The following is a 19432-nucleotide window of genomic DNA, read 5'->3' on the forward strand; positions in this document are numbered from 1 at the left end:
CGCCTCCGCCGACTCCAGCAGGGGGCGCATCCGGTCACCGACCCGTGACCTACCGTGCGTGGAAACTGCCGACCGCGACGTCGAACTGCTCCTTGGCCTCGCGCACCCTGCCGACCGGAGCCGACACCCACACGTCGTACATCCGCCCGTCCTGCTCCCAGCACAGGTCGTAGGTGTGCCGCGGGCCCTCCGCCGCGCTGAAGCCGTCCCAGGTGAACTCCCACAGGGCGGCCGGGTGTCCGCGGTGGGTTGTGGCGGTGACCCGGCCGTCGTGGTAGCCGGGGTTGGTGCCCGGTCCCCCCGCGTCGGCGCGGCGCATCGCCGCGAGCGGGCCTCCGCCTCCCGGTTCGGTGACCTTGACGCCGAGGCGGACGGCCTCCCCGGGCGGCAGGTAGAAGATCCGCTCGCCCTGCGGCTTGCGGGTGAAGCCGTCCGGTACGGCGACGGAGAAGCCGGCCGCGTCGTGGACCAGGTGGTAACCCGAGGGCGCGGTGGTGTCGTCGACGGCGGGCGGGGCGGCACGGGTGACGGTGACCGTGGAGACCGGTACGGGGAGCGAACCGGGCGGCGAGCTCGGCGGTGGTGCCGGTGTGGTCGACGGGGAGGCGGTGCCGGCCGGGGTGCTGTCGGAGGTGTGCGGGGCCGAACTCGTCGGCGTACCACCGCCGTTGTCGCCGCCCCGCATCAGCAGCGCCGCGGCGGACACGCCCGCCCCGGCCGTGGCGGCCACCAGCAGCGCGGCGATCAGCACGTTCCGGGTGGGGTACCGGGCGGAAGCCGGGGAGGCGTCGGCCGTCGGCGCCGGCCCGGGCGCGTGGGGCGCTACGCGCACGCCGCGCTGCGTCGGCGTGCAGGGGACCGACAGCTGCGGTGTGCGGCCCGACTCCAGGAAAGCGCGCAGCATCCGCTCCGCCTCGGCCGCCGCCAGCCGCCGGTCCGGATCGCGCTCCAGCAGCCCGCGTACGACGGGCAGGATCGGCGCGGCCTGCGCGGGCGGCCGGATGTCGTCGAAGACGACCGCGTGCAGAACGCCGCCCAGCGAATCGCGCCGGAACGGCGACTCGCCGCTCAGGGCGGTGCACAGCAGCGCGCCGAGGGACCACAGGTCGGACTCCGGTCCGGTCCTGGCCCCGGACATCCGCTCCGGCGCGGTGTACTCCGGCGAGCCGACGAAGGACCCGGTCTCGGTGAGCGTGGTCGCGCCGGCCATCCGCGCGATGCCGAAGTCGGTGAGGACGATCCGGTCGGTGCCCGGCTCCACCAGGACGTTGGCGGGCTTGATGTCCCGGTGCAGGACACCGGCGGCGTGCGCCGTGCGCAGCGCGCTCAGCAGGGCGACGCCGATGCGTGCGCCCTCGGCGGCGTCCACCGGGCCGTGTGCGGCGATCCGGTCGGCCAGCGAGCCACCGTCGATCAACTCCATGACGATGTAGGGGCGTTCGTTCTCCACGACGACGTCGTGCACGACGACGATGTGCGGGTGCCGCAACTGGGCGACCGCGCGGGCCTCGCGCAGGGTGCGCTCCCGCTGGAGAGCGGCCTCCTCGGCGGACAGGGTCTCGTCGAACGCGAGTTCCTTGACCGCGACCCGCCGTTCGAGGAGTTGGTCGGTCGCCCGCCAGACGATGCCCATGCCCCCGCGTCCGAGCCTCGCCTCCAGGCGGTAACGGCCCGCGATGACACGGAAGTCGTCCCCCTCGATCCCCATACGCCCCATCATGCCGCATCGGCCGAGCGCCCTCCGGGACGACGACCGGCCAACGACGCGGCCCCCGGCCGGAGTCAGCCGGCGGTCGGCTGCCAGCTCTGGAGCACGGTCTGGAACTGCTGCCGCGTCCGCGTCCAGTCCTCCTCCGGCGCGGACATGTAGATCGCGTATTCGACGCCCTCGCGGGAGAAGTACGTCTCCTCGATGGCGTGGCGCGGGCCGGGGAACGGCATGTCCTTCGCCAGGGCCGTCCAGCTGTACTCCCACAGGGAGCCCGGGCGGTCGCGGTAGGTGTTCGGCTCCAGGCGCAGCCGCTGGTAGTCGACCAGCCTCTGGAGCTGCTCCTCCAGGTCGAGTTGGTGCTCGTGACCGGTGGAGAAGTCCGGCGTGTCGTCCACGGCGACGCGGATGAAGTGCTTGCCGCCGTCGGGGGTGTAGTCGACCTGGTGGGTCGCCTCGTCGAACTCCTGCCGCTGCCAGCTCTTGTCGGGCACGGCGATGCTGAACCCGTAGGGGTCGTGGACGCGCACCCAGCCGTCCGGGAGTCCGCCCGCGGCGTCGGTGCTCGGGGAGGGTGTGGGGTCCGGCGGAGGCGACTGGGAGGTGCCGGAGTCCTGCCGCCGGTCCTGGTCCCACTTCTGCAGCATCAGGGCGGTGCCGCCGCCGACGAGCGCGGCGAGCGCCACGATCAGGATCAGGGTGCGCAGGCGGCGTCTGGGTACCGGGGCCGGGGGGTGCTGCTGCACGGGTCCGGCGGCCGTCTGCGGGGGCACCGGATACGGAGTGGCGGCCGGCGGCCACGACCCCCCGGCGGGATGCGCGGCGGTCTCCGGGAGGAAGACGGTCGCCTGCGTGGGCACGTACGCCTGCGCGCTGCTCGGTCTGCGGCCCTCGGCGGCCTCGGCGAGCATCTCCTCGGCCTGCGCCGCCTGCGGCCGTTCGGCCGGATCCTTGCGCAGCAGGGCGGTGATGACCGGGGCGAGCGGACCGGCGTGCCGCGGCTCGCGCGGCTCCTCGTCGACGACCGCCTGCATGGTGCTCAGCGGCGAGGTACGGCGGAACGGCGACAGGCCCTCCACCGCCGCGTAGAGCGTGGCACCCAGCGCCCACAGGTCGGAGGCCGGCCCCGGGTCGTGGCCGCGGACCCGCTCGGGGGCCAGGTAGTCGACCGAGCCGACGACCTCGCCGGTGCGGGTGATGGTGGTGTCGCCCTCTATCTGGGCTATGCCGAAGTCGGTGAGCAGGACGCGGCCGTCCTCGCCGAGGAGGACGTTGCCGGGCTTGACGTCGCGGTGCAGCACTCCGGCGGCGTGCGCGGCGCGCAGCGCGCGCAGCACCCACAGGCCGATCCGGGCGGCCTCCGCCGGGTCCATGCGGTCCCGCTCCTTGAGCGCGTCCGCCAGCGAGCGGCCCTCGACCAGCTCCATCACGATCCACGGGCGGCCGTCGTGTTCCAGTACGTCGTGCACGGTCACCACCGCGGAGTGGTTGATCCGTGCCGCCGCGCGTGCCTCCGCCCGGGTGCGCGCCAGCAGGACCTCCTGGTCGCTCTCGGCGACGTAGAGCGCGGCGGTCAACTCCTTGATGGCGACTGCCCGGTGCAGCACCTCGTCGTGCGCGCGCCACACCCGGCCCATGCCGCCGCTGCCAATGGCGTCGGCGAGCCGGTAGCGGCCCGAGAGGAGCAGGCCCTGCATCTGATTCACGTTTCCCCGCAGTGGTCTTGACAGGCTCAGCGTATGGACCAGCACGCCTGCTGGGAACCGGCGGGGTCCCAGGAAAGCCTCACTGTGACGGTTGTCGCTCCCCGGAGTGTGCGGTTCGGGCGGTTCCGGCGGTTCGGGTGGTTCCGGCGCTTCAGCCGGTGTACCGGTACGTCGCCGAAGCCTGCTCGTACAGCGTGGTCACCCGGTCCCGCTGGGCCTCGGGTCCCCGTACCTGCACCACGTGGTACTTGCCGTCGATCAGGGTGGCCAGGTTGCGCACGTACAGCTGCCGCCCGCTCGCGTCCGTCCAGGTGAACTGCCCCTCGGCCAGGGTCCGTCCGCCGACCTGGGTGGTCCGCAGGCCCGAGGAGGTGGCCCAGCTGGAGTCCCGATAGGCCTGCAACTCGCCCTCCTCCTCCCGCTGGTACGCCATCGGGTCGCCGCCGAACTCGGCCGCGGTGTCCCGTCCGGGCACCACGATCAGCTCGAACGCGCCCTGGGAATAGATCACTTGGCCCAACCCGTTGCCGGGCGTACGGGCCCAGTTCTTGGCCACGGCGATCTGGAAACCGGCCGGATCCTCGCGCAGCGTGAAGCCGTCGGCGACGTCCGGCGCGGTCGTCTGCGCCTCGGCCGAGCCGGCGGTCTTCGAAGGGCTGTTGTTCGCCGCGGAGGAGCTCTGGCCGGGTTGTGGGGCGCCGCTCCCGCCGTCGTCGCCCGAGTGCGCCGGGGCGGGGCTCGCCTCGCCGGCGGTTCCGGTGCGGTCGCCGCCCGCCGCGCCGCCGCGGTCTGCCTTCGGCATGAACAGCATCGCGTAGGCGACGGCGGCGGCCATCAGAAGCAGGGTGAGCAGGAGCAGCGTGCGGCCCAGGCGCCGCGGCGAACCCGTGTGCCGCTTGTGCCGTCCGTGCGGGGCAGGCAGCCCGGCGCGCCGCCTGCGCACCAGCTCGCCGCGGCGCCGTACGACGGGCAGCCTGCTGGGATCGGCGGGCGGGGCGGCGATGACGTGCGCGCCGGCCTCCGGCTCGGGCGCGGAGCGCACCAGCGAGCGCAGCCAGCCGCGCAGCTCCTCGAAGTCGAGTCGCTCGGTGGGGTCCTGACGCAGCAGCGACTCCACGACCGGGCGCAGCGGTCCGCACTCCTCCGCGTACGCGGGCGGCTCGGCGCACACCATCTGCACCAGCTCGGCGGTCGACTCCTCCGGGTAGGGCGCGTGGCCCTGCACGGCTCTGAAGAGCAGTGCCCCCAGTGCCCACAGGTCGGTCGCCGGGCCGATGGGCGCGGCCAGCTGCCAGTTCTCGTGCACGGGCCCGGCCTGCTCCGGCGCCCACCGCTCGGTCACCGGCCCGACCACGGCCGTCCGCGCCTGCCGCGCCCGCTCGGCGGCCAGCGCGGTGGCGGGCCCCCGCCGCACGGGACCGCCGGCGGCCGGATCGCCCCAACGGGCCGGCACGCGCCCGGCATCATCCGCCGCGCCCGCGCCGGGCTCGGCCCGGCCTTGTGCGGGCACCACGTACCCGCCGCCCGAAGTGCCGTGACCGGCGACCGGGCCGCCGTGGCCCGGGCCTGCGACGCCGTGGTCCGGTGCCGGGCCGGGGGTGGTTCCGGGTCCGAGAGCGGGCGTGGCTCCCAGTCCTGTGGTGCGGGCCGGGTGCGGGCCGGGTTCGTCGGTGGGGCGGTCGGGGGACGCGGGTGGGAGCGCCCTGCTCGCTCCGGGGTGCGGGGCGGTGCCGTTCCGGGCGGGGGCCCGGACACCGTAGGGGTCGGCGATCTGGCCCGGAGGGGTGGCGGTTCCGGCGGCCCGGGGCTCGCCCTCGACGGGTGTGCGGGCGCCGGGAAGTTCGGCGCGTGCGCTCTGCTGTGCCTCCTGCACCCGGGCTGCCGCCCGCGCGCCGGCGCGGTAGGCGGCGATCGCCCCGGCCCGCGCCGCCCTGATGTCCCCACCGGTCCGAGGCGTCCGCAGCGCGGGCGCGCCCGGCGCACCGGGCCCCGCGTCCGGGCCCGGCAGTGGCAGCGGCCCGGCCGTCCGCGCCTCGATCGCGGCCCGCCGCGCGGCCTCGGGATCCGCCGACGGAGTGCCGGCGCCGCCCCCGAAACCGCCCGGGCCGCCCCCGGAACCGCCGAAGCCGCCCGCGACCTCGGTGGATCCGCCGAAGCCCGCCGCACCGGCCGAGGCGCCGAGGACCGTGGAACCGCCCAGGGTGCCGGACACGCCGTCAGGATCGTTCTCGACCCCGGTGTCCCCGGTGTCCTGGACCGGGACCGGGTCGTACCCGCACAAAACCTCCTCCGCCGCGCCGACCGCGAGGCCGGTCAGCATCACGCGGCCGTCGTCGCAGACGAGGACCGTGCGGGCGGTGATGTTGCGGTGCACCCAGCCGTGGGCGTGCAGCACGCGCAGCGCCGTGAGGATGTCGGAGGCGACCTCGGCCGCCCGGTACGGCGTCAGCGGCTTCTCGGCGAGCAGTGCGGCCAGCGGCCGCGCGGCCACCAGTTCACTGACGACCCACAGCGAGCCGCCCTCCGCGAACACGTCGAAGACCTGGTCGAGCCGGGGATGGTCGGGGATCCGCGCCGCTGCCTGCGCGGCCTCGACCGCCCGCCGCACCGCCGGATCGGTGGGCCGCCGCGTCGCCCCACGGGCGCCACGGGCCTCGCCCGCCGTACGCCCGGTACGGGCCGGCCCCCGCCGGGAGGCTCCGTCGCGCGCGGTGAAGCCGTCGGGCAGCCCGTCGGCGTCGAGCACCTCGGCCTCGACCACTTCCGGCAACGGCACCTGCCGGAGCAGGACTTCCTGCCCGCTGTAGGTGTCGAAGGCCCGGGTCTCGGTCAGTTCGTACTCGTCGGACGGAGGCAGCGGCAGGCGGTAGCGGTCGGCGAGAACCCGGCCCGCATAGTCGTCCACATTGCCTCCCCCGGCCGCACGGTCGGTCAATTCCGTTCGCCACGCGTCCCGTTCCCGATGCTTACGGTCCGCAACCACTCACGATACGTGCCGGAGGCAACTCGCAAAGTCGGGATGCCGGATCTCGCACGCCGAACCGTGAACCCCGGCGACGGACGGTGGGACCGATCCGCTCGCTACTTCTTGGGCTGGAAGGTCCCCGTCAGCGTCTTCCAGGTGCTCTTGCGCAGGTCGCTGTCCCACGTCGCGGCCTTCGCGCTGTACATCAGCGCGTGGCCGAGGTGGTCGTTCACCACGAACCCGCGGTCTATGGTGCGGTACTTGGTCCTGCCGTCAGCGTAGGTGAACTCCCAGTCGGCGGTGTTCCAGCCGCGGTACTCCACCTTCTCTATGCGCACCCTCTTGTACTGGGAGCGCACCATGTACTTCTCCTGGTTGGTCCAGTCGGTCACCGGGTCGCCCTTGGGCGTGGTCGTCCAGGCGACGAGCAGCCGCTGCCCGTCGGGGCCGGTGAAGCGGACCCCCGCGGAGTCGGTGCTCGCGTACTTCCAGCCCTCGGGCAGCCCGATGGAGAAGCCCTGCGCACCCTTGTACGTCGACGCCACGGCGGCACCGTCGTCGTCCCCGGACCTGTCCCCGCCGGAATCGGAACCCGCATCGGAACCGGAACCGGAATCGGAACCCGCACCGGAGCCCTCGCCCGACTTCCCGGCGTCGGTGTCCGTGGCCGGTGTGCCGCCGGAGCCGTCGGCCTCCGTCGCGGAGCCGGACCGGTCCCCGCCCGTGGCGGCCTCGTCGCTCGGGTCCTTCTTGGTGGAGGTGCCCGCGGACGAACCGGCGGTGGCGGCCGTGCGGTCGGCCGCGTTCTTGTCGTCGCCGCCCTTGTCGTCACCGCCGAGCGTGAAGGCGAGCACGGTGCCGATCACCGCGAGCACCACGACCACCGCGACGATCACCAGCGTCCGCCGAGGCACCACGTCGGTGAGCGACGCCCTGGGCGCCGGGCGCGGCGGCAGGTCCAGGTCCGGCGGGGCCATCACGGGCCACCCCGAACCGGACCGCCCCGCCTGCGCACCACCGGCGCCACTGCCCGAGGCGGACGCGGCCTTCGTCCCGGCCGCCGGAGGCTCCGTACGGGCCCCGGCCGCGGAGCCGGAGCCCGCCGGACCCGTGCCGGCGGATGCCGAGCCGGAACCGGCCCCGGCTGCCGCCGAGGGGTTCGGCCCCGGCGCCACGGCGCCCTTGCGCACCGAGCGCAGCGCCCCGCGCAGCCGATCGCCCGCCTCCTCGCCCCGCTTGCTCCCGGAACCCGGACCGGAACGTCCCGAACCGCCTTTGCGGGAACGCCCGTCCGGCTGCGGGGGCAGCGGGACGACCTTGGTCGCGTCCGCGGGCGGCTCCGGCTCGGCGTCCTTCTGCTCGGGCGCGTTGACGACGGCGTTGAGCATGGCCCGGGCGCCCGCGTCGTCGAGCCGCTCGACCGGGTCCTTGTTGAGCAGGCCGTGGATGACGTCCCTGAGTGGCCCGGCGTTCCTGGGCTCCTCCAGCGGTTCGGTCATCACCGCGGTCAGGGTGGCGATCGCCGAGCCCTTGTCGTACGGCGGGATGCCCTCCACCGCCGCGTAGAGCAGGCCGCCGAGCGACCACAGGTCGGCCGCCGGTCCGGGCTTGTGCCCGCGGGCCCGCTCCGGGGAGATGTAGGAGGGGGCGCCGACGAGCATGCCGGTGGAGGTGATGGACGGGTCGCCCTCGACCTGCGCGATGCCGAAGTCGGTGAGGACGACCCGGCCGTCGTCGGCGATGAGCACGTTGGACGGCTTCACGTCACGGTGCAGGATGCCCTGGCCGTGCGCGGAGCGCAGCACGTCGAGGACCGCGAGCCCGACCTCGGCCGCCCGCCGCGGCTCCAGCAGCCCGTCCTCCCGGATGGCTTCGGCGAGAGACTTGCCCTCGACGAGCTCCATGACGATCCACGGACGGTCGTCCTCGTCGACCACGTCGAAGACGGTCACCGCGCTGGTGTCGCGGATGCGCGCGATCGCCTTGGCCTCGCGCAGCGTACGCGTGATCAGCCGCCGCTTCTCGTCCTCGTCGATGTTCGACGGGAACCGCAGCTCCTTGACGGCCACGGTCCGGCCCAGGGTCTCGTCCTCGGCCCGCCACACCGTGCCCATGCCGCCGCGGCCGAGTACCTTCCCCAGCCGGTAGCGCCCGGCGAGAAGACGCTCACTCCTGTCCTGCAGAGAGTCCTGACGAGTGTCCTGACGGGGTGTGCCCGCCCGCTCCGCGTCCGACATGCGTCCCCTCATGCAACCCGCCCTGACAGAGCCTCCATTGTCTCTCACCCGACAAGCACGCGACGCCCAGGGGCCCCCTGAAAACACCCCGGGGGCGGAGCCGAACGGCCCGGGCCACGCGTGGGCATGACGGGCCGTGACAACAGGGCAGCCATGGGTGCCGACCCTTCGGACCATTCCGGCCATAATCTGCGCCGGATCCTCGCGGCACGTGTCGTGCGTCTCGCGCGGGACGGCGGGCCGGGCCCCGGCCGGTTCACAACGGCACGATGTCCGGTGCTCCCAGCCGGGCCGCGTCGGCGGTCAGGTCGTCGGGCTGGCGCTGCGACTCCCGCTCGGCCTCCACCCGCTTGTCGTAGTGCTCGACCTCGCGTTCGATCTGGTCCTTGTCCCAGCCCAGCACCGGCGCCATCAGCTCGGCGGCCTCCCGGGCGCTGCGCGTGCCCCGGTCGAAGGTCTCGATGGATATGCGCGTACGCCGGGTCAGTACGTCGTCCAGGTGCCGGGCACCCTCGTGGGAGGCGGCGTAGACGATCTCGGCGCGCAGATAGTCGTCGGCGGCCTTGAGGGGAGCGCCCAGCGTCGGGTCCTCGGCGACGAGGGCGAGCACCTCCCGGGCCGCCGACCCGAACCTCCTCAACAGGTGCTCCACGCGCACCACATGGAGGCCGGTCTCGGCGGCTATGCGCGCCCGCGCGTTCCACAGGGCCGGGTAGCCCTCGGCGCCGAGCAGCGGGATCTCCTCGGTGACGCAGTCGGCGACGCGCATGTCGAGGCCGCGCACCGCCTCGTCGACGGCGTCCTTGGCCATCACCCGGTAGGTCGTGTACTTGCCACCCGCGATCACGACGAGGCCGGGCACCGGATGGACCACGGTGTGCTCGCGCGACAACTTGCTGGTGGCGTCGGACTCACCCGCCAGCAGCGGCCTCAGACCCGCGTAGACGCCCTGCACGTCGTCGCGGCCGAGCGGCACCGCGAGCACCGAGTTGACGTGCTCCAGGAGGTAGTCGATGTCGGCGCTGGAGGCGGCCGGATGCGCCTTGTCGAGGTCCCAGTCGGTGTCGGTGGTGCCCACGATCCAGTGCCGGCCCCAGGGGATCACGAAGAGCACGGACTTCTCGGTGCGCAGGATCAGCCCGGTGGTGGAGTTGATGCGGTCCTTGGGCACGACGAGGTGGATGCCCTTGGAGGCCCGGACGTGGAACTGACCGCGCTCCCCCACCATCGCCTGGGTGTCGTCGGTCCACACCCCGGTGGCGTTGACGATCTGCTTGGCGCGGATCTCGTACTCTCCGCCGCCCTCCACGTCCCGTACCCGCGCGCCGACGACCCGCTCGCCCTCGCGCAGGAATCCCGTGACCCGGGCGCGGTTGGCGGCCTTCGCGCCGTACGACACCGCCGTGCGCACCAGGGTGGCGACGAAGCGGGCGTCGTCCATCTGGGCGTCGTAGTACTGAAGGGCGCCGACCAGGGCGTCCTTGCGCAGGCAGGGAGACACCCGCAGGGCCTGACGGCGGGTCAGGTGACGGTGCAGCGGCAGTCCCCGGCCGTGGCCGCGGGCCATCGACATGGCGTCGTACAGGGCGACGCCGGACCCGGCGTACAGGCGCTCCCAGCCCTGGTGCTGGAGCGGGTAGAGGAACGGCACCGGGCGGACCAGGTGGGGGGCGAGGCGTTCGAGCAGCAGGCCGCGCTCCTTCAGCGCCTCCCGGACCAGCGCGAAGTCGAGCATCTCCAGATAGCGCAGTCCGCCGTGTATCAGCTTGCTGGAGCGGCTCGACGTGCCCGACGCCCAGTCACGCGCCTCCACTATGCCGGTGGCCAGGCCGCGGGTGACGGCGTCCAGAGCGGTGCCGGCGCCGACCACGCCTCCACCCACGACCAGGATGTCCAGCTCCCGCTCGGCCATGCCCGCCAGTGCCTCGGCGCGCTGCGCCGGCCCCAGTGTCGCTGTCCTCACCGCTGCCTCCCGCTGTCGGTCGCGCCGGCCGCACCCGTCGGGCGAAGCCCGTTCCCATCCCCCATGCCTCTAGCGTGTCCCCCCGCCTCCTGCCCATGCCCAAATTCTGACCGGGTTGCCCGCCTTCAGCCACCAGTCACCCCCCGCCTGTGGACAACTCCGCGGGCCCACCGAGAAACACGCTGGTCAATCCCGCATAACGGTCATATTTACTCCTAGTCTGACATTGCGCTCGCTCGTCTTGCCCACAGGACTTGCGTGCCCGCCACGCCTCGGTTACCGGGAAGGACCGCCCACGCCATGCCCGCAGATCTCGCCGTCATCGGACTCGGCCCGCTCGGACTGCCCCTGGCCCAGGCCGCCGTCTCCGCCGGCATCCCCACCCTCGGGTACCGCACCGGGAACGAGTCCGGCTCCCTCAGCCCCGCCGAACTGCGCCGGATGCTCGCGGAGGGCTTCCGGCCCGCCAGCAACCCGGCCGAACTGGGCCGGGTGCGCACGGCGGTGATCTGCGCGCCGACCCCGCGGGGCGCGGACGGCGGGATCGACCTGAGCCAGGTGGAGGCCGGCGCCCGCGCGCTCGCCGGGCAGCTGCGCCCGCACACCACCGTGATCCTGGAGTCGCCCGCGCACCCCGGGACGACGGAGGAGTTCCTGCTCCCGCTGCTGGAGAAGGGCTCGGGGCTGCGGGCGGGCCGCGACTTCCACCTCGCCTACTCGCCCAGCCGCGTCGACCCCGGCAACCGCGGGATCACCCCGGCCAACACGCCCAAGGTGATCGGCGGCCTCACCCCGGCCTGCACCGAGTCGGCCGCGGCCTTCTACGGGCGGTTGACCGACAAGGTGGTGCGCGCACGAGGGTTGAGGGAGGCGGAGACGGTCCAGCTCCTGGAGACCAACTACCGGCACGTCAACATCGCCCTGGTCAACGAGATGGCCGTGCTCTGCCACGACCTGGGCGTCGACCTGTGGGACGTCCTGCGCTGCGCGGAGACCAAGCCGTACGGCTTCCAGGCCTTCCGCCCCGGCCCCGGCGTCGGCGGCCACGGTCTCCCGCAGGACCTGGCCGGCCACGCGGGCTGCGGGCTGCGCATGGTGGAACTCGCCGAGCAGGTCAACGGCCGCATGCCGCGCTACGTCGTCCAGCGCGCCGCCGCCCTGCTGAACGAGCATGGCAAGTCGGCGCGGGGCGCCCGGGTCCTGTTGCTCGGCGTCACGTACAAGGCCGACCTCGCCGACCTCCAGGGCACGCCGGCCGAGGAGATCGCCGTCCGGCTGACGGGCCTCGGCGCCTCGGTCAGCTACCACGACCCGTACGTGCCCGCGTGGAGCGTCCGTGACCGGCCCGTGCCCCGCGCGGACGGCCTGTACGAGGCGGTGGCCGACGCCGACCTGACGATCCTGCTCCAGCAGCACCGCACGTACGACCTCCAGGGCCTGTCGGTGAAGGCGCAGCTGCTGCTGGACACACGGGGGGCCGCGCCCACGGGGGCGGCGCATCGGTTGTGAAAGGAGCGCGCGCGGGTGCTTCGGGCCTCTGCGGCTGGTAGCCGAAGCCGGAAGCGGCCCCTTACCCGCGTATTCGCCCCGAGGGAAACCGTGCGCCCCCGTCTCGCAATACGCGCCCCGACCTGCGCGGACACCCGGCACGTGCGCGGACACCCGGCACGTGCGAAGGGGCCCGGCACGTGCGAAGGGGCCCGGGCCCGCGTGAGCGGGTGACCGGGCCCCTGGCGTGGGCCGTGGACGCTGGGGCTACCGCTTGTGCTGCGAGTCCCCCACCGTCACCTCGACCCGCTGGAACTCCTTGAGCTCGCTGTAGCCGGTCGTGGCCATGGCGCGGCGCAGGGCGCCGAAGAAGTTCATGGAGCCGTCGGGGGTGTGCGAGGGGCCCGTGAGAACCTCCTCGATCGTGCCCACCGTGCCCAGGTCGACCTTCTTGCCGCGCGGCAGCTCCTCGTTGACGGCCTCCATGCCCCAGTGGTGGCCCTTGCCGGGCGCGTCGGTGGCGCGGGCCAGTGGGGAACCCATCATCACGGAGTCGGCGCCGCAGGCGATCGCCTTGGGCAGGTCGCCGGACCAGCCGACGCCGCCGTCCGCGATCACGTGCACGTACCGGCCGCCGGACTCGTCCATGTAGTCGCGGCGGGCGGCGGCCACGTCGGCGACCGCGGTGGCCATCGGGACCTGGATGCCGAGCACGTTGCGCGTGGTGTGCGCGGCGCCGCCGCCGAAGCCGACCAGGACACCGGCCGCGCCGGTGCGCATCAGGTGCAGGGCCGCGGTGTAGGTGGCGCAGCCGCCGACGATCACCGGGACGTCGAGCTCGTAGATGAACTGCTTGAGGTTCAGCGGCTCGTGCGAGGACGACACGTGCTCCGCCGAGACCGTCGTGCCGCGGATGACGAAGATGTCCACGCCCGCGTCGACGACGGCCTTGGAGAACTGGGCGGTGCGCTGCGGGGAGAGGGCGGCGGCGGTGACCACGCCCGAGTCGCGCACCTGCTTGATCCGCGCGCCGATCAGCTCCTCCTTGATGGGAGCGGCGTAGATCTCCTGAAGGCGGCGGGTCGCGGCCTCGGCGGGCAGCTCGGCGATCTCGTCGAGCAGCGGCTGCGGGTCCTCGTACCGCGTCCACAGGCCCTCGAGGTTGAGTACGCCCAGGCCGCCCAGCTCGCCGATGTGGATGGCCGTGGCCGGGGAGACGACCGAGTCCATGGGGGCGGCCAGGAAGGGCAGCTCGAAGCGGTAGGCGTCGATCTGCCAGGCGATGGAGACCTCCTTCGGGTCCCGCGTACGGCGGCTGGGGACGACGGCGATGTCGTCGAAGGCGTACGCCCGGCGGCCGCGCTTGCCGCGCCCGATCTCGATCTCAGTCACGTCTGTGGCCTTTCCCTGATGCGTTGCAGCGTCTTCCAGTATCGCCGACACCCACGACAAGGGCGGCCCCGGATGCTCCGGGGCCGCCCTGCGCACGCCTCACGCGTGCGCGTGCGTCACTGCTCGCCGCTACTTCTTGCTGCTGTAGTTCGGAGCCTCGACCGTCATCTGGATGTCGTGCGGGTGGGACTCCTTCAGACCCGCCGAGGTGATCCGCACGAACCGGCCGTTCGCCTGGAGCTCGGGGACGGTCCTGCCACCGACGTAGAACATCGACTGACGCAGGCCGCCGACCAGCTGGTGGACGACGGAGGACAGCGGGCCGCGGTAGGGCACCTGGCCCTCGATGCCCTCGGGGATCAGCTGCTCGTCGGAGGCGACGCCCTCCTGGAAGTAGCGGTCCTTGGAGAAGGACTTGCGGTCGCCGCGGGACTGCATGGCGCCCAGCGAGCCCATGCCGCGGTACGACTTGAACTGCTTGCCGTTGATGAACAGCAGCTCGCCAGGGGACTCCTCGCAGCCGGCCAGCAGCGAGCCCAGCATCACCGTGTCGGCACCCGCGACCAGGGCCTTGGCGATGTCGCCGGAGTACTGGAGGCCGCCGTCGCCGATGACCGGGATGCCGGCCTCCTTGGCCGCCAGCGAGGCCTCGTAGATGGCGGTGACCTGCGGGACGCCGATGCCGGCGACCACGCGGGTGGTGCAGATGGAGCCCGGGCCCACACCGACCTTGATGCCGTCGGCGCCCGCGTCGACGAGGGACTGGGCGCCGTCGCGGGTGGCGATGTTGCCGCCGATGACGTCGACGCCGGACGAGTTCGACTTGATCTTGGAGATCATGTCGCCGACCAGCCGGGAGTGCCCGTGCGCGGTGTCGACGACGATGAAGTCGACGCCCGCCTCGATCAGGGCCTGGGCGCGTTCGAAGGAGTCACCGGCCACGCCGACCGCCGCGCCGACCAGCAGCCGTCCCTTGGTGTCCTTGGCCGCGTTGGGGTACTGCTCCGCCTTGACGAAGTCCTTGACCGTGATCAGGCCCTTGATGATGCCCGCGTCGTCGACCAGCGGCAGCTTCTCGATCTTGTGGCGGCGCAGCAGCTGCATGGCGTCCGCGCGGGAGATGCCCACCTTGCCGGTGACCAGCGGCATCGGCGTCATGACCTCGCTGACCCGGCGCGAGCGGTCCGGCTCGAAGGCCATGTCGCGGTTGGTGACGATGCCGAGCAGCTTCCCGGCGGGGTCGGTGACGGGGACGCCGCTGATGCGGAACTTGGCGCACAGCGCGTCGGCCTCGCCGAGCGTGGCCTCCGGGTGGATGGTGATGGGGTTGGCCACCATGCCGGACTCGGAGCGCTTGACGAGGTCGACCTGGTTGGCCTGGTCCTCGATGGACAGGTTGCGGTGCAGCACGCCGACGCCGCCCTGGCGGGCCATCGCGATCGCCATGCGCGATTCGGTCACCTTGTCCATGGCGGCGGACAGCAGCGGGATGTTGACCCGCACGTTCCTGGAGACGTACGAGGCGGTGTCGATCTCGTCGGGCGCCATGTCCGACGCGCCCGGCAGCAGCAGCACGTCGTCGTAGGTCAGCCCGAGTGTCGCGAATTTCTCGGGCACTCCGTCGACGTTGGCAGTCATGACACCTTCCCCAAATGGCCTTGATCGGTGCGGATGTCCATGCTAACGGGAAGCGCGGCTCTCTCATTCCACGGTTCTGAGAGGCTCCGCTCTTCGTATGTTCGTACGAAACCGCCCGGGTGCGTGTTCATCCGGAGCCGTGCGTGCGGGGCGGGACCGCCGCCTACTGTTCGGCCAGGGCGCGCAGCCGGCTGAGCGCCCGGTGCTGGGCCACCCGGACCGCGCCTGGTGACATTCCCAACATCTGTCCCGTTTCCTCCGCGGTCAACCCCACCGCGATGCGCAGCAGCAGCAGCTCGCGCTGGTTCTCCGGAAGGCTGGCCAGCAGCTTCTTGGCCCACTCGGCGTCGCTGCTGAGCAGGGCGCGCTCCTCGGGGCCGAGGGAGTCGTCCGGACGCTCGGGCATCTCGTCCGAGGGCACGGCCGTCGAGCCCGGGTGCCGCATGGCGGCGCGCTGGAGGTCGGCGACCTTGTGGGCGGCGATGGCGAAGACGAAGGCCTCGAAGGGGCGCCCGGTGTCCTTGTAGCGCGGCAGGGCCAGCAGGACCGCGACGCAGACCTCCTGGGCCAGGTCCTCGACGAAGTGCCGGGCGTCGCCGGGGAGCCGGGACAGCCGGGTACGGCAGTAGCGCAGCGCCAGCGGATGCACACGGGCGAGCAGATCGTGCGTGGCCTGCTCGTCGCCGTCGACGGCGCGGTGGACGAGCGCACCGATCGCCCCTTGGGCAAGTGCCGCCTGGTCGTCGCGCATCGGTCCATGGTGCCTTGACGTCGTCCGTTCCGTGGCACCGCCTTCGTGGTTGTGCACCGAAGCGTTATGAGCAGGTGCGGCGAAGCTCATCCCCTGCGCCCTCCCCTTCCGCTCGACCAACTCGTCCCCGAGGAACTCCACACCCTCAAGGATGCGTCATCCGCGGCGAAACGAGCAGCAGGCACCCGGCGGGGCGCTTTGCCACCGGCGTCCGCGGTGCGGTATGGCACGTCATCCGCGGTCCGGGCCCACGCTCTCACCGGGCCGCGACGGCCGCCGGCCGCCGCCCGGCCGCCCGGGACCGGGGAGCCCGGGGCGCGGAGCCCTTGTGGAGACGTACGAGCGGCACGGCCGCACGACCGGCAGACCGGACGCCCCCCACGCTCGTTGCCGTGCGTGGGGGTGGCGTCGCGTGCCGGTACGCCGGATGGGGGCGATCCGACCGGGATCCGCACGGGTCCTAGCGGACCAGGCCCCAGCGGAATCCGAGGGCCACCGCGTGCGCGCGGTCCGAGGCGCCGAGCTTCTTGAACAGCCGGCGGGCGTGGGTCTTGACCGTGTCCTCGGAGAGGAACAGCTCGCGGCCGATCTCCGCGTTCGAGCGGCCGTGACTCATGCCCTCCAGGACCTGGATCTCCCGCGCGGTGAGGGTGGGCGCGGCGCCCATCTCGGCCGAGCGCAGCCGACGCGGCGCCAGCCGCCAGGTGGGGTCGGCGAGGGCCTGCGTCACCGTGGCCCGCAGCTCCGCGCGGGAGGCGTCCTTGTGCAGGTACCCGCGCGCCCCGGCGGCCACGGCGAGCGCCACGCCGTCGAGGTCCTCGGCGACGGTGAGCATGATGATGCGCGCGCCGGGGTCCGCGGAGAGCAGGCGCCGGACGGTCTCGACGCCTCCCAGTCCGGGCATGCGCACGTCCATGAGAATGAGGTCGGAGCGGTCGGCGCCCCAGCGGCGGAGGACCTCCTCGCCGTTGGCCGCCGTCGTCACGCGCTCGACGCCGGGCACGGTCGCGACCGCGCGGCGCAGCGCCTCTCGAGCAAGCGGGGAGTCGTCGCAGACGAGGACGGATGTCATGGCCGTCCTCCGCAGCTGATGCGCGTCACCTTGAGCCTCCAGGCTGGTACGGAATCGTCACCTGTGCGGTCGACCGTCTCGGACGCCCGCCCGAGCGCTTGTGTTCTCAACCGCCTCCGCACTCTCAACGACGGTCACTCGAAAGAGTTACGGGGCTGTACGCCGTCTTCGGCACTCTACGTGAGGGAACGGACACAGAGCAGACATGAACGTCAGACCCTCAACTTTTCATCACAAGCTATGCCCCATTTGGCCCCTTTTCTTCCCGTTTCTAGGTGTCTGGAGCTAGATTCGCAATGAGTCATATTTTCATCTCCTTAGATCGGAGATGTACGGTCGTTGGCACCGTATCCGCCACGAACGGCTACAAGGGGTCACGTAATGGCAGATTTCTCCCGCCTTCCCGGACCGAACGCGGACCTGTGGGACTGGCAGTTGCTGGCTGCCTGCCGCGGGGTCGACAGCTCGCTCTTCTTCCATCCCGAGGGTGAGCGCGGGGCGGCTCGGAGTGCTCGAGAGAACTCGGCCAAGGAGGTCTGCATGAGGTGCCCGGTCCGTGCGGAGTGCGCGGCACACGCCCTGGCGGTGCGCGAGCCGTACGGAGTGTGGGGAGGCCTGACCGAGGACGAGCGCGAAGAGCTCATGGGGCGGGCACGGAACCGGCTGGTGTCGGCGTCGTCGACCAGCGGGGACCCCGCCTCGGACAACTGAAGGAACGTTTCTTCTCATCCGGTCGCGTAGAGCCGCCGCAGGGCACGCGCCACGCGTGCCCTCGCGACACCCGATCCCCTTGTGCCGGCTTGTGTCAGCGGGCCCCGGCCCGCACCAGTTCCTCCAGCGTCGCCGCCACCGCCGGTACCTGTGCCAGGTCGGGCAGGGTGAGGGCGACGATCTCCCGCCGCACCGCCGGTTCCAGCTCCACGGTGCGCGCGCCCCTCGGCCGTACCGACTCGACCGCGAGCTGGGGCAGGACCGCGACCCCCAGTCCCGCGCCCACCAGGCCGACCACCGCCGGGTAGTCGTCGGTCGCGAAGTCGATACGGGGCGTGAAGCCGGCGCCCTCGCACACCTGGACCAGCTGGCCGCGGCAGCGCGGACAGCCCGCGATCCACGGTTCGCCCGCGAGTTCGCCGATGGCGACGGATCCCGCGCGGGCCAGCCGGTGCCGCTCGGGCACCAGCCCCACGAGCCGGTCGGTCAGCAGCGGCCGTACGACCAGGTCCTCCCACTCCCCGGCGCCCTCCCCCGCGCCCGCGGCCCCCTCGTAGCGGAAGGCGAGCGCCACGTCGCAGTCGCCCTGGCGCAGCAGTTCGACGGACCTCGGCGGCTCGGCCTCCTCCAGGGACACGCGGGTGCCGGGGTGCGCGGCGCGCAGCGCGGCGAGCGCGGTGGGCACGAGCGTGGAACTTCCGCTGGGGAACGAGACGAGCCGTACCCGCCCGGCCCGCAGCCCGGCGATGGCGGCGATTTCCTCCTCGGCCGCGGTGAGCCCGGCGAGGATGCCCGTGGCATGCCGGACGAGCGCCTCGCCGGCCTGGGTCAGGCGCATCTCGCGGCCGGCCCGGATCAGCAGCGGGGTGCCGACGGCCGCCTCGAGGGCCTTCATCTGCTGGCTGACGGCGGGCTGGGTGCAGCCCAGTTCGCGCCCCGCCGCGGAGAAGGAGCCGGTGGTGGCCACGGCGCGCAGCACACGGAGATGACGAGCCTCGATCACACCACCGAGCATAAGTGAAACTTGGGCGAGCGGCGGATTATCGCGTCGACACTTTGACCATCCCTCGCCTACCGTGCCCGCATGAAGCTACTGTCAGTGAACCTGGGCCGCCCGGAGGCCGTGCCGTACACCGACCAGCCGGAAGGCGTGACCGGCATCGGCAAGCGGCCGGTGGAGGGGCCGGTCGAGGTGGCGGCGCCCGGGCCGAAGGGGGTCGGCGCGAGCGGGCTGGCCGGGGACGCGGTGTGCGACACGCGGCACCACGGCGGCGACGACCAGGCGGTGTACGCGGTGGCGCGCGAGGACCTCGACGAATGGGAACGCGAGCTGGGCCGGACGCTGGCCAACGGCGCCTTCGGCGAGAACCTCACCACGCTGGGCCTGGACATCACCGGCGCGCGGATCGGCGAGCGCTGGCGCATCGGCTCGCCGCTCGGCCCTTCGGTGCTGCTGGAGATCACCAGCGGACGGATTCCCTGCCGGACCTTCCAGGGCCATCTGGGTGAGAAGGGGTGGGTGAAGCGGTTCACGCGCAGGGCGGCGCCGGGCGCGTATCTGCGGGTGCTCGAAGCCGGTGAGATCCGGGCGGGCGACCCCGTCGAGATCGTGCACCGTCCGGACCACGACGTGACCGTGGGCCTGGAGTTCCGGGCCATGACGACCGAGCGTCCGCTGCTGCCCCGACTGCTCGCGGCGGGTACGGCGCTGCGCCCGGAGACGCTGGCGGCGGCCCGGAAGTACGCGCGCGAATACGCGGGCTGACCGGCCGTCATCGCCCTGCCGGCACCTGGACGGACA

General features: G+C 72.9%; 13 protein-coding genes. 3 read left to right on the forward strand and 10 right to left on the reverse strand.

The window, feature by feature from the left end:
• Positions 1 to 49: 49 nt before the first annotated feature.
• The 5 genes from TNCT6_RS11675 to TNCT6_RS11695 all read right to left on the reverse strand — a co-directional run bounded on the left by TNCT6_RS11675 (position 50) and on the right by TNCT6_RS11695 (position 10579).
• The gene (locus TNCT6_RS11675) at positions 50 to 1708 is read right to left on the reverse strand and encodes a serine/threonine-protein kinase (RefSeq protein ID WP_141359273.1); all 1659 of its coding nucleotides are present in this window, start codon (positions 1706 to 1708) and stop codon (positions 50 to 52) included.
• 74 nt (positions 1709 to 1782) lie between these two features.
• Positions 1783 to 3405 carry a serine/threonine-protein kinase gene (locus TNCT6_RS11680; protein WP_141366343.1) on the reverse strand — a complete coding sequence of 541 codons (1623 nt, stop codon included), beginning with the start codon at positions 3403 to 3405 and terminating at the stop codon, positions 1783 to 1785.
• Positions 3406 to 3565: 160 nt separating this feature from the next.
• On the reverse strand, positions 3566 to 6319 hold the full coding sequence (locus tag TNCT6_RS11685) for a protein kinase (RefSeq protein ID WP_141359275.1): 2754 nt from the start codon (positions 6317 to 6319) through the stop codon (positions 3566 to 3568).
• Positions 6320 to 6495: 176 nt separating this feature from the next.
• Positions 6496 to 8616 carry a serine/threonine-protein kinase gene (locus TNCT6_RS11690; RefSeq protein ID WP_141359277.1) on the reverse strand — a complete coding sequence of 707 codons (2121 nt, stop codon included), beginning with the start codon at positions 8614 to 8616 and terminating at the stop codon, positions 6496 to 6498.
• Between the two features lie 256 nt (positions 8617 to 8872).
• Positions 8873 to 10579, reverse strand: a complete 1707-nt coding sequence (locus TNCT6_RS11695; protein ID WP_141359279.1) for a glycerol-3-phosphate dehydrogenase/oxidase — start codon at positions 10577 to 10579, stop codon at positions 8873 to 8875.
• A 300-nt stretch (positions 10580 to 10879) separates the two neighbouring features.
• On the opposite strand from TNCT6_RS11695, the gene TNCT6_RS11700 reads away from it, so the two are divergent.
• Positions 10880 to 12088: a nucleotide sugar dehydrogenase gene (locus tag TNCT6_RS11700; RefSeq protein ID WP_141359281.1), complete on the forward strand. Its 1209-nt coding sequence runs from the start codon at positions 10880 to 10882 to the stop codon at positions 12086 to 12088.
• Between the two features lie 246 nt (positions 12089 to 12334).
• Here TNCT6_RS11700 and TNCT6_RS11705 read toward each other — a convergent pair whose 3' ends face one another.
• The 4 genes from TNCT6_RS11705 to TNCT6_RS11720 all read right to left on the reverse strand — a co-directional run bounded on the left by TNCT6_RS11705 (position 12335) and on the right by TNCT6_RS11720 (position 16920).
• On the reverse strand, positions 12335 to 13459 hold the full coding sequence (locus tag TNCT6_RS11705; RefSeq protein WP_141359283.1) for a GuaB3 family IMP dehydrogenase-related protein: 1125 nt from the start codon (positions 13457 to 13459) through the stop codon (positions 12335 to 12337).
• Between the two features lie 129 nt (positions 13460 to 13588).
• On the reverse strand, positions 13589 to 15097 hold the full coding sequence (guaB, locus tag TNCT6_RS11710; protein WP_141359285.1) for an IMP dehydrogenase: 1509 nt from the start codon (positions 15095 to 15097) through the stop codon (positions 13589 to 13591).
• A gap of 163 nt (positions 15098 to 15260) precedes the next feature.
• Positions 15261 to 15848, reverse strand: coding sequence for a sigma-70 family RNA polymerase sigma factor (locus TNCT6_RS11715; protein WP_100569800.1), 588 nt, complete (start codon positions 15846 to 15848; stop codon positions 15261 to 15263).
• A gap of 460 nt (positions 15849 to 16308) precedes the next feature.
• Positions 16309 to 16920, reverse strand: coding sequence for a response regulator transcription factor (locus TNCT6_RS11720; protein WP_003948568.1), 612 nt, complete (start codon positions 16918 to 16920; stop codon positions 16309 to 16311).
• A 381-nt stretch (positions 16921 to 17301) separates the two neighbouring features.
• Between TNCT6_RS11720 and TNCT6_RS11725 the strand changes: the two genes are divergently transcribed.
• A complete protein-coding gene (locus TNCT6_RS11725; protein ID WP_141359287.1) occupies positions 17302 to 17631 on the forward strand; it encodes a WhiB family transcriptional regulator in 330 nt (109 codons plus the stop codon).
• A gap of 94 nt (positions 17632 to 17725) precedes the next feature.
• Here the strand turns inward: TNCT6_RS11725 and TNCT6_RS11730 are convergent, their stop codons facing one another.
• On the reverse strand, positions 17726 to 18634 hold the full coding sequence (locus TNCT6_RS11730) for a LysR family transcriptional regulator (protein WP_141359289.1): 909 nt from the start codon (positions 18632 to 18634) through the stop codon (positions 17726 to 17728).
• An 81-nt stretch (positions 18635 to 18715) separates the two neighbouring features.
• On the opposite strand from TNCT6_RS11730, the gene TNCT6_RS11735 reads away from it, so the two are divergent.
• Positions 18716 to 19396 carry an MOSC domain-containing protein gene (locus TNCT6_RS11735; RefSeq protein WP_141359291.1) on the forward strand — a complete coding sequence of 227 codons (681 nt, stop codon included), beginning with the start codon at positions 18716 to 18718 and terminating at the stop codon, positions 19394 to 19396.
• The last annotated feature ends 36 nt before the right edge of the window (positions 19397 to 19432 follow it).

The organism is Streptomyces sp. 6-11-2, assembly GCF_006540305.1.
In the GTDB taxonomy this organism is placed as follows: domain Bacteria; phylum Actinomycetota; class Actinomycetes; order Streptomycetales; family Streptomycetaceae; genus Streptomyces.

Coding starts and splice junctions, on each gene's coding strand:
- TNCT6_RS11675 (WP_141359273.1), bottom strand. CDS start 1,708: ATGGGGATCGAGGGGGACGACTTCCGTGTCATCGCGGGCCGTTACCGC.
- TNCT6_RS11680 (WP_141366343.1), bottom strand. CDS start 3,405: ATGCAGGGCCTGCTCCTCTCGGGCCGCTACCGGCTCGCCGACGCCATT.
- TNCT6_RS11690 (WP_141359277.1), bottom strand. CDS start 8,616: ATGTCGGACGCGGAGCGGGCGGGCACACCCCGTCAGGACACTCGTCAG.
- TNCT6_RS11700 (WP_141359281.1), top strand. CDS start 10,880: ATGCCCGCAGATCTCGCCGTCATCGGACTCGGCCCGCTCGGACTGCCC.
- guaB (WP_141359285.1), bottom strand. CDS start 15,097: ATGACTGCCAACGTCGACGGAGTGCCCGAGAAATTCGCGACACTCGGG.
- TNCT6_RS11715 (WP_100569800.1), bottom strand. CDS start 15,848: ATGCGCGACGACCAGGCGGCACTTGCCCAAGGGGCGATCGGTGCGCTC.
- TNCT6_RS11720 (WP_003948568.1), bottom strand. CDS start 16,920: ATGACATCCGTCCTCGTCTGCGACGACTCCCCGCTTGCTCGAGAGGCG.
- TNCT6_RS11725 (WP_141359287.1), top strand. CDS start 17,302: ATGGCAGATTTCTCCCGCCTTCCCGGACCGAACGCGGACCTGTGGGAC.
- TNCT6_RS11735 (WP_141359291.1), top strand. CDS start 18,716: ATGAAGCTACTGTCAGTGAACCTGGGCCGCCCGGAGGCCGTGCCGTAC.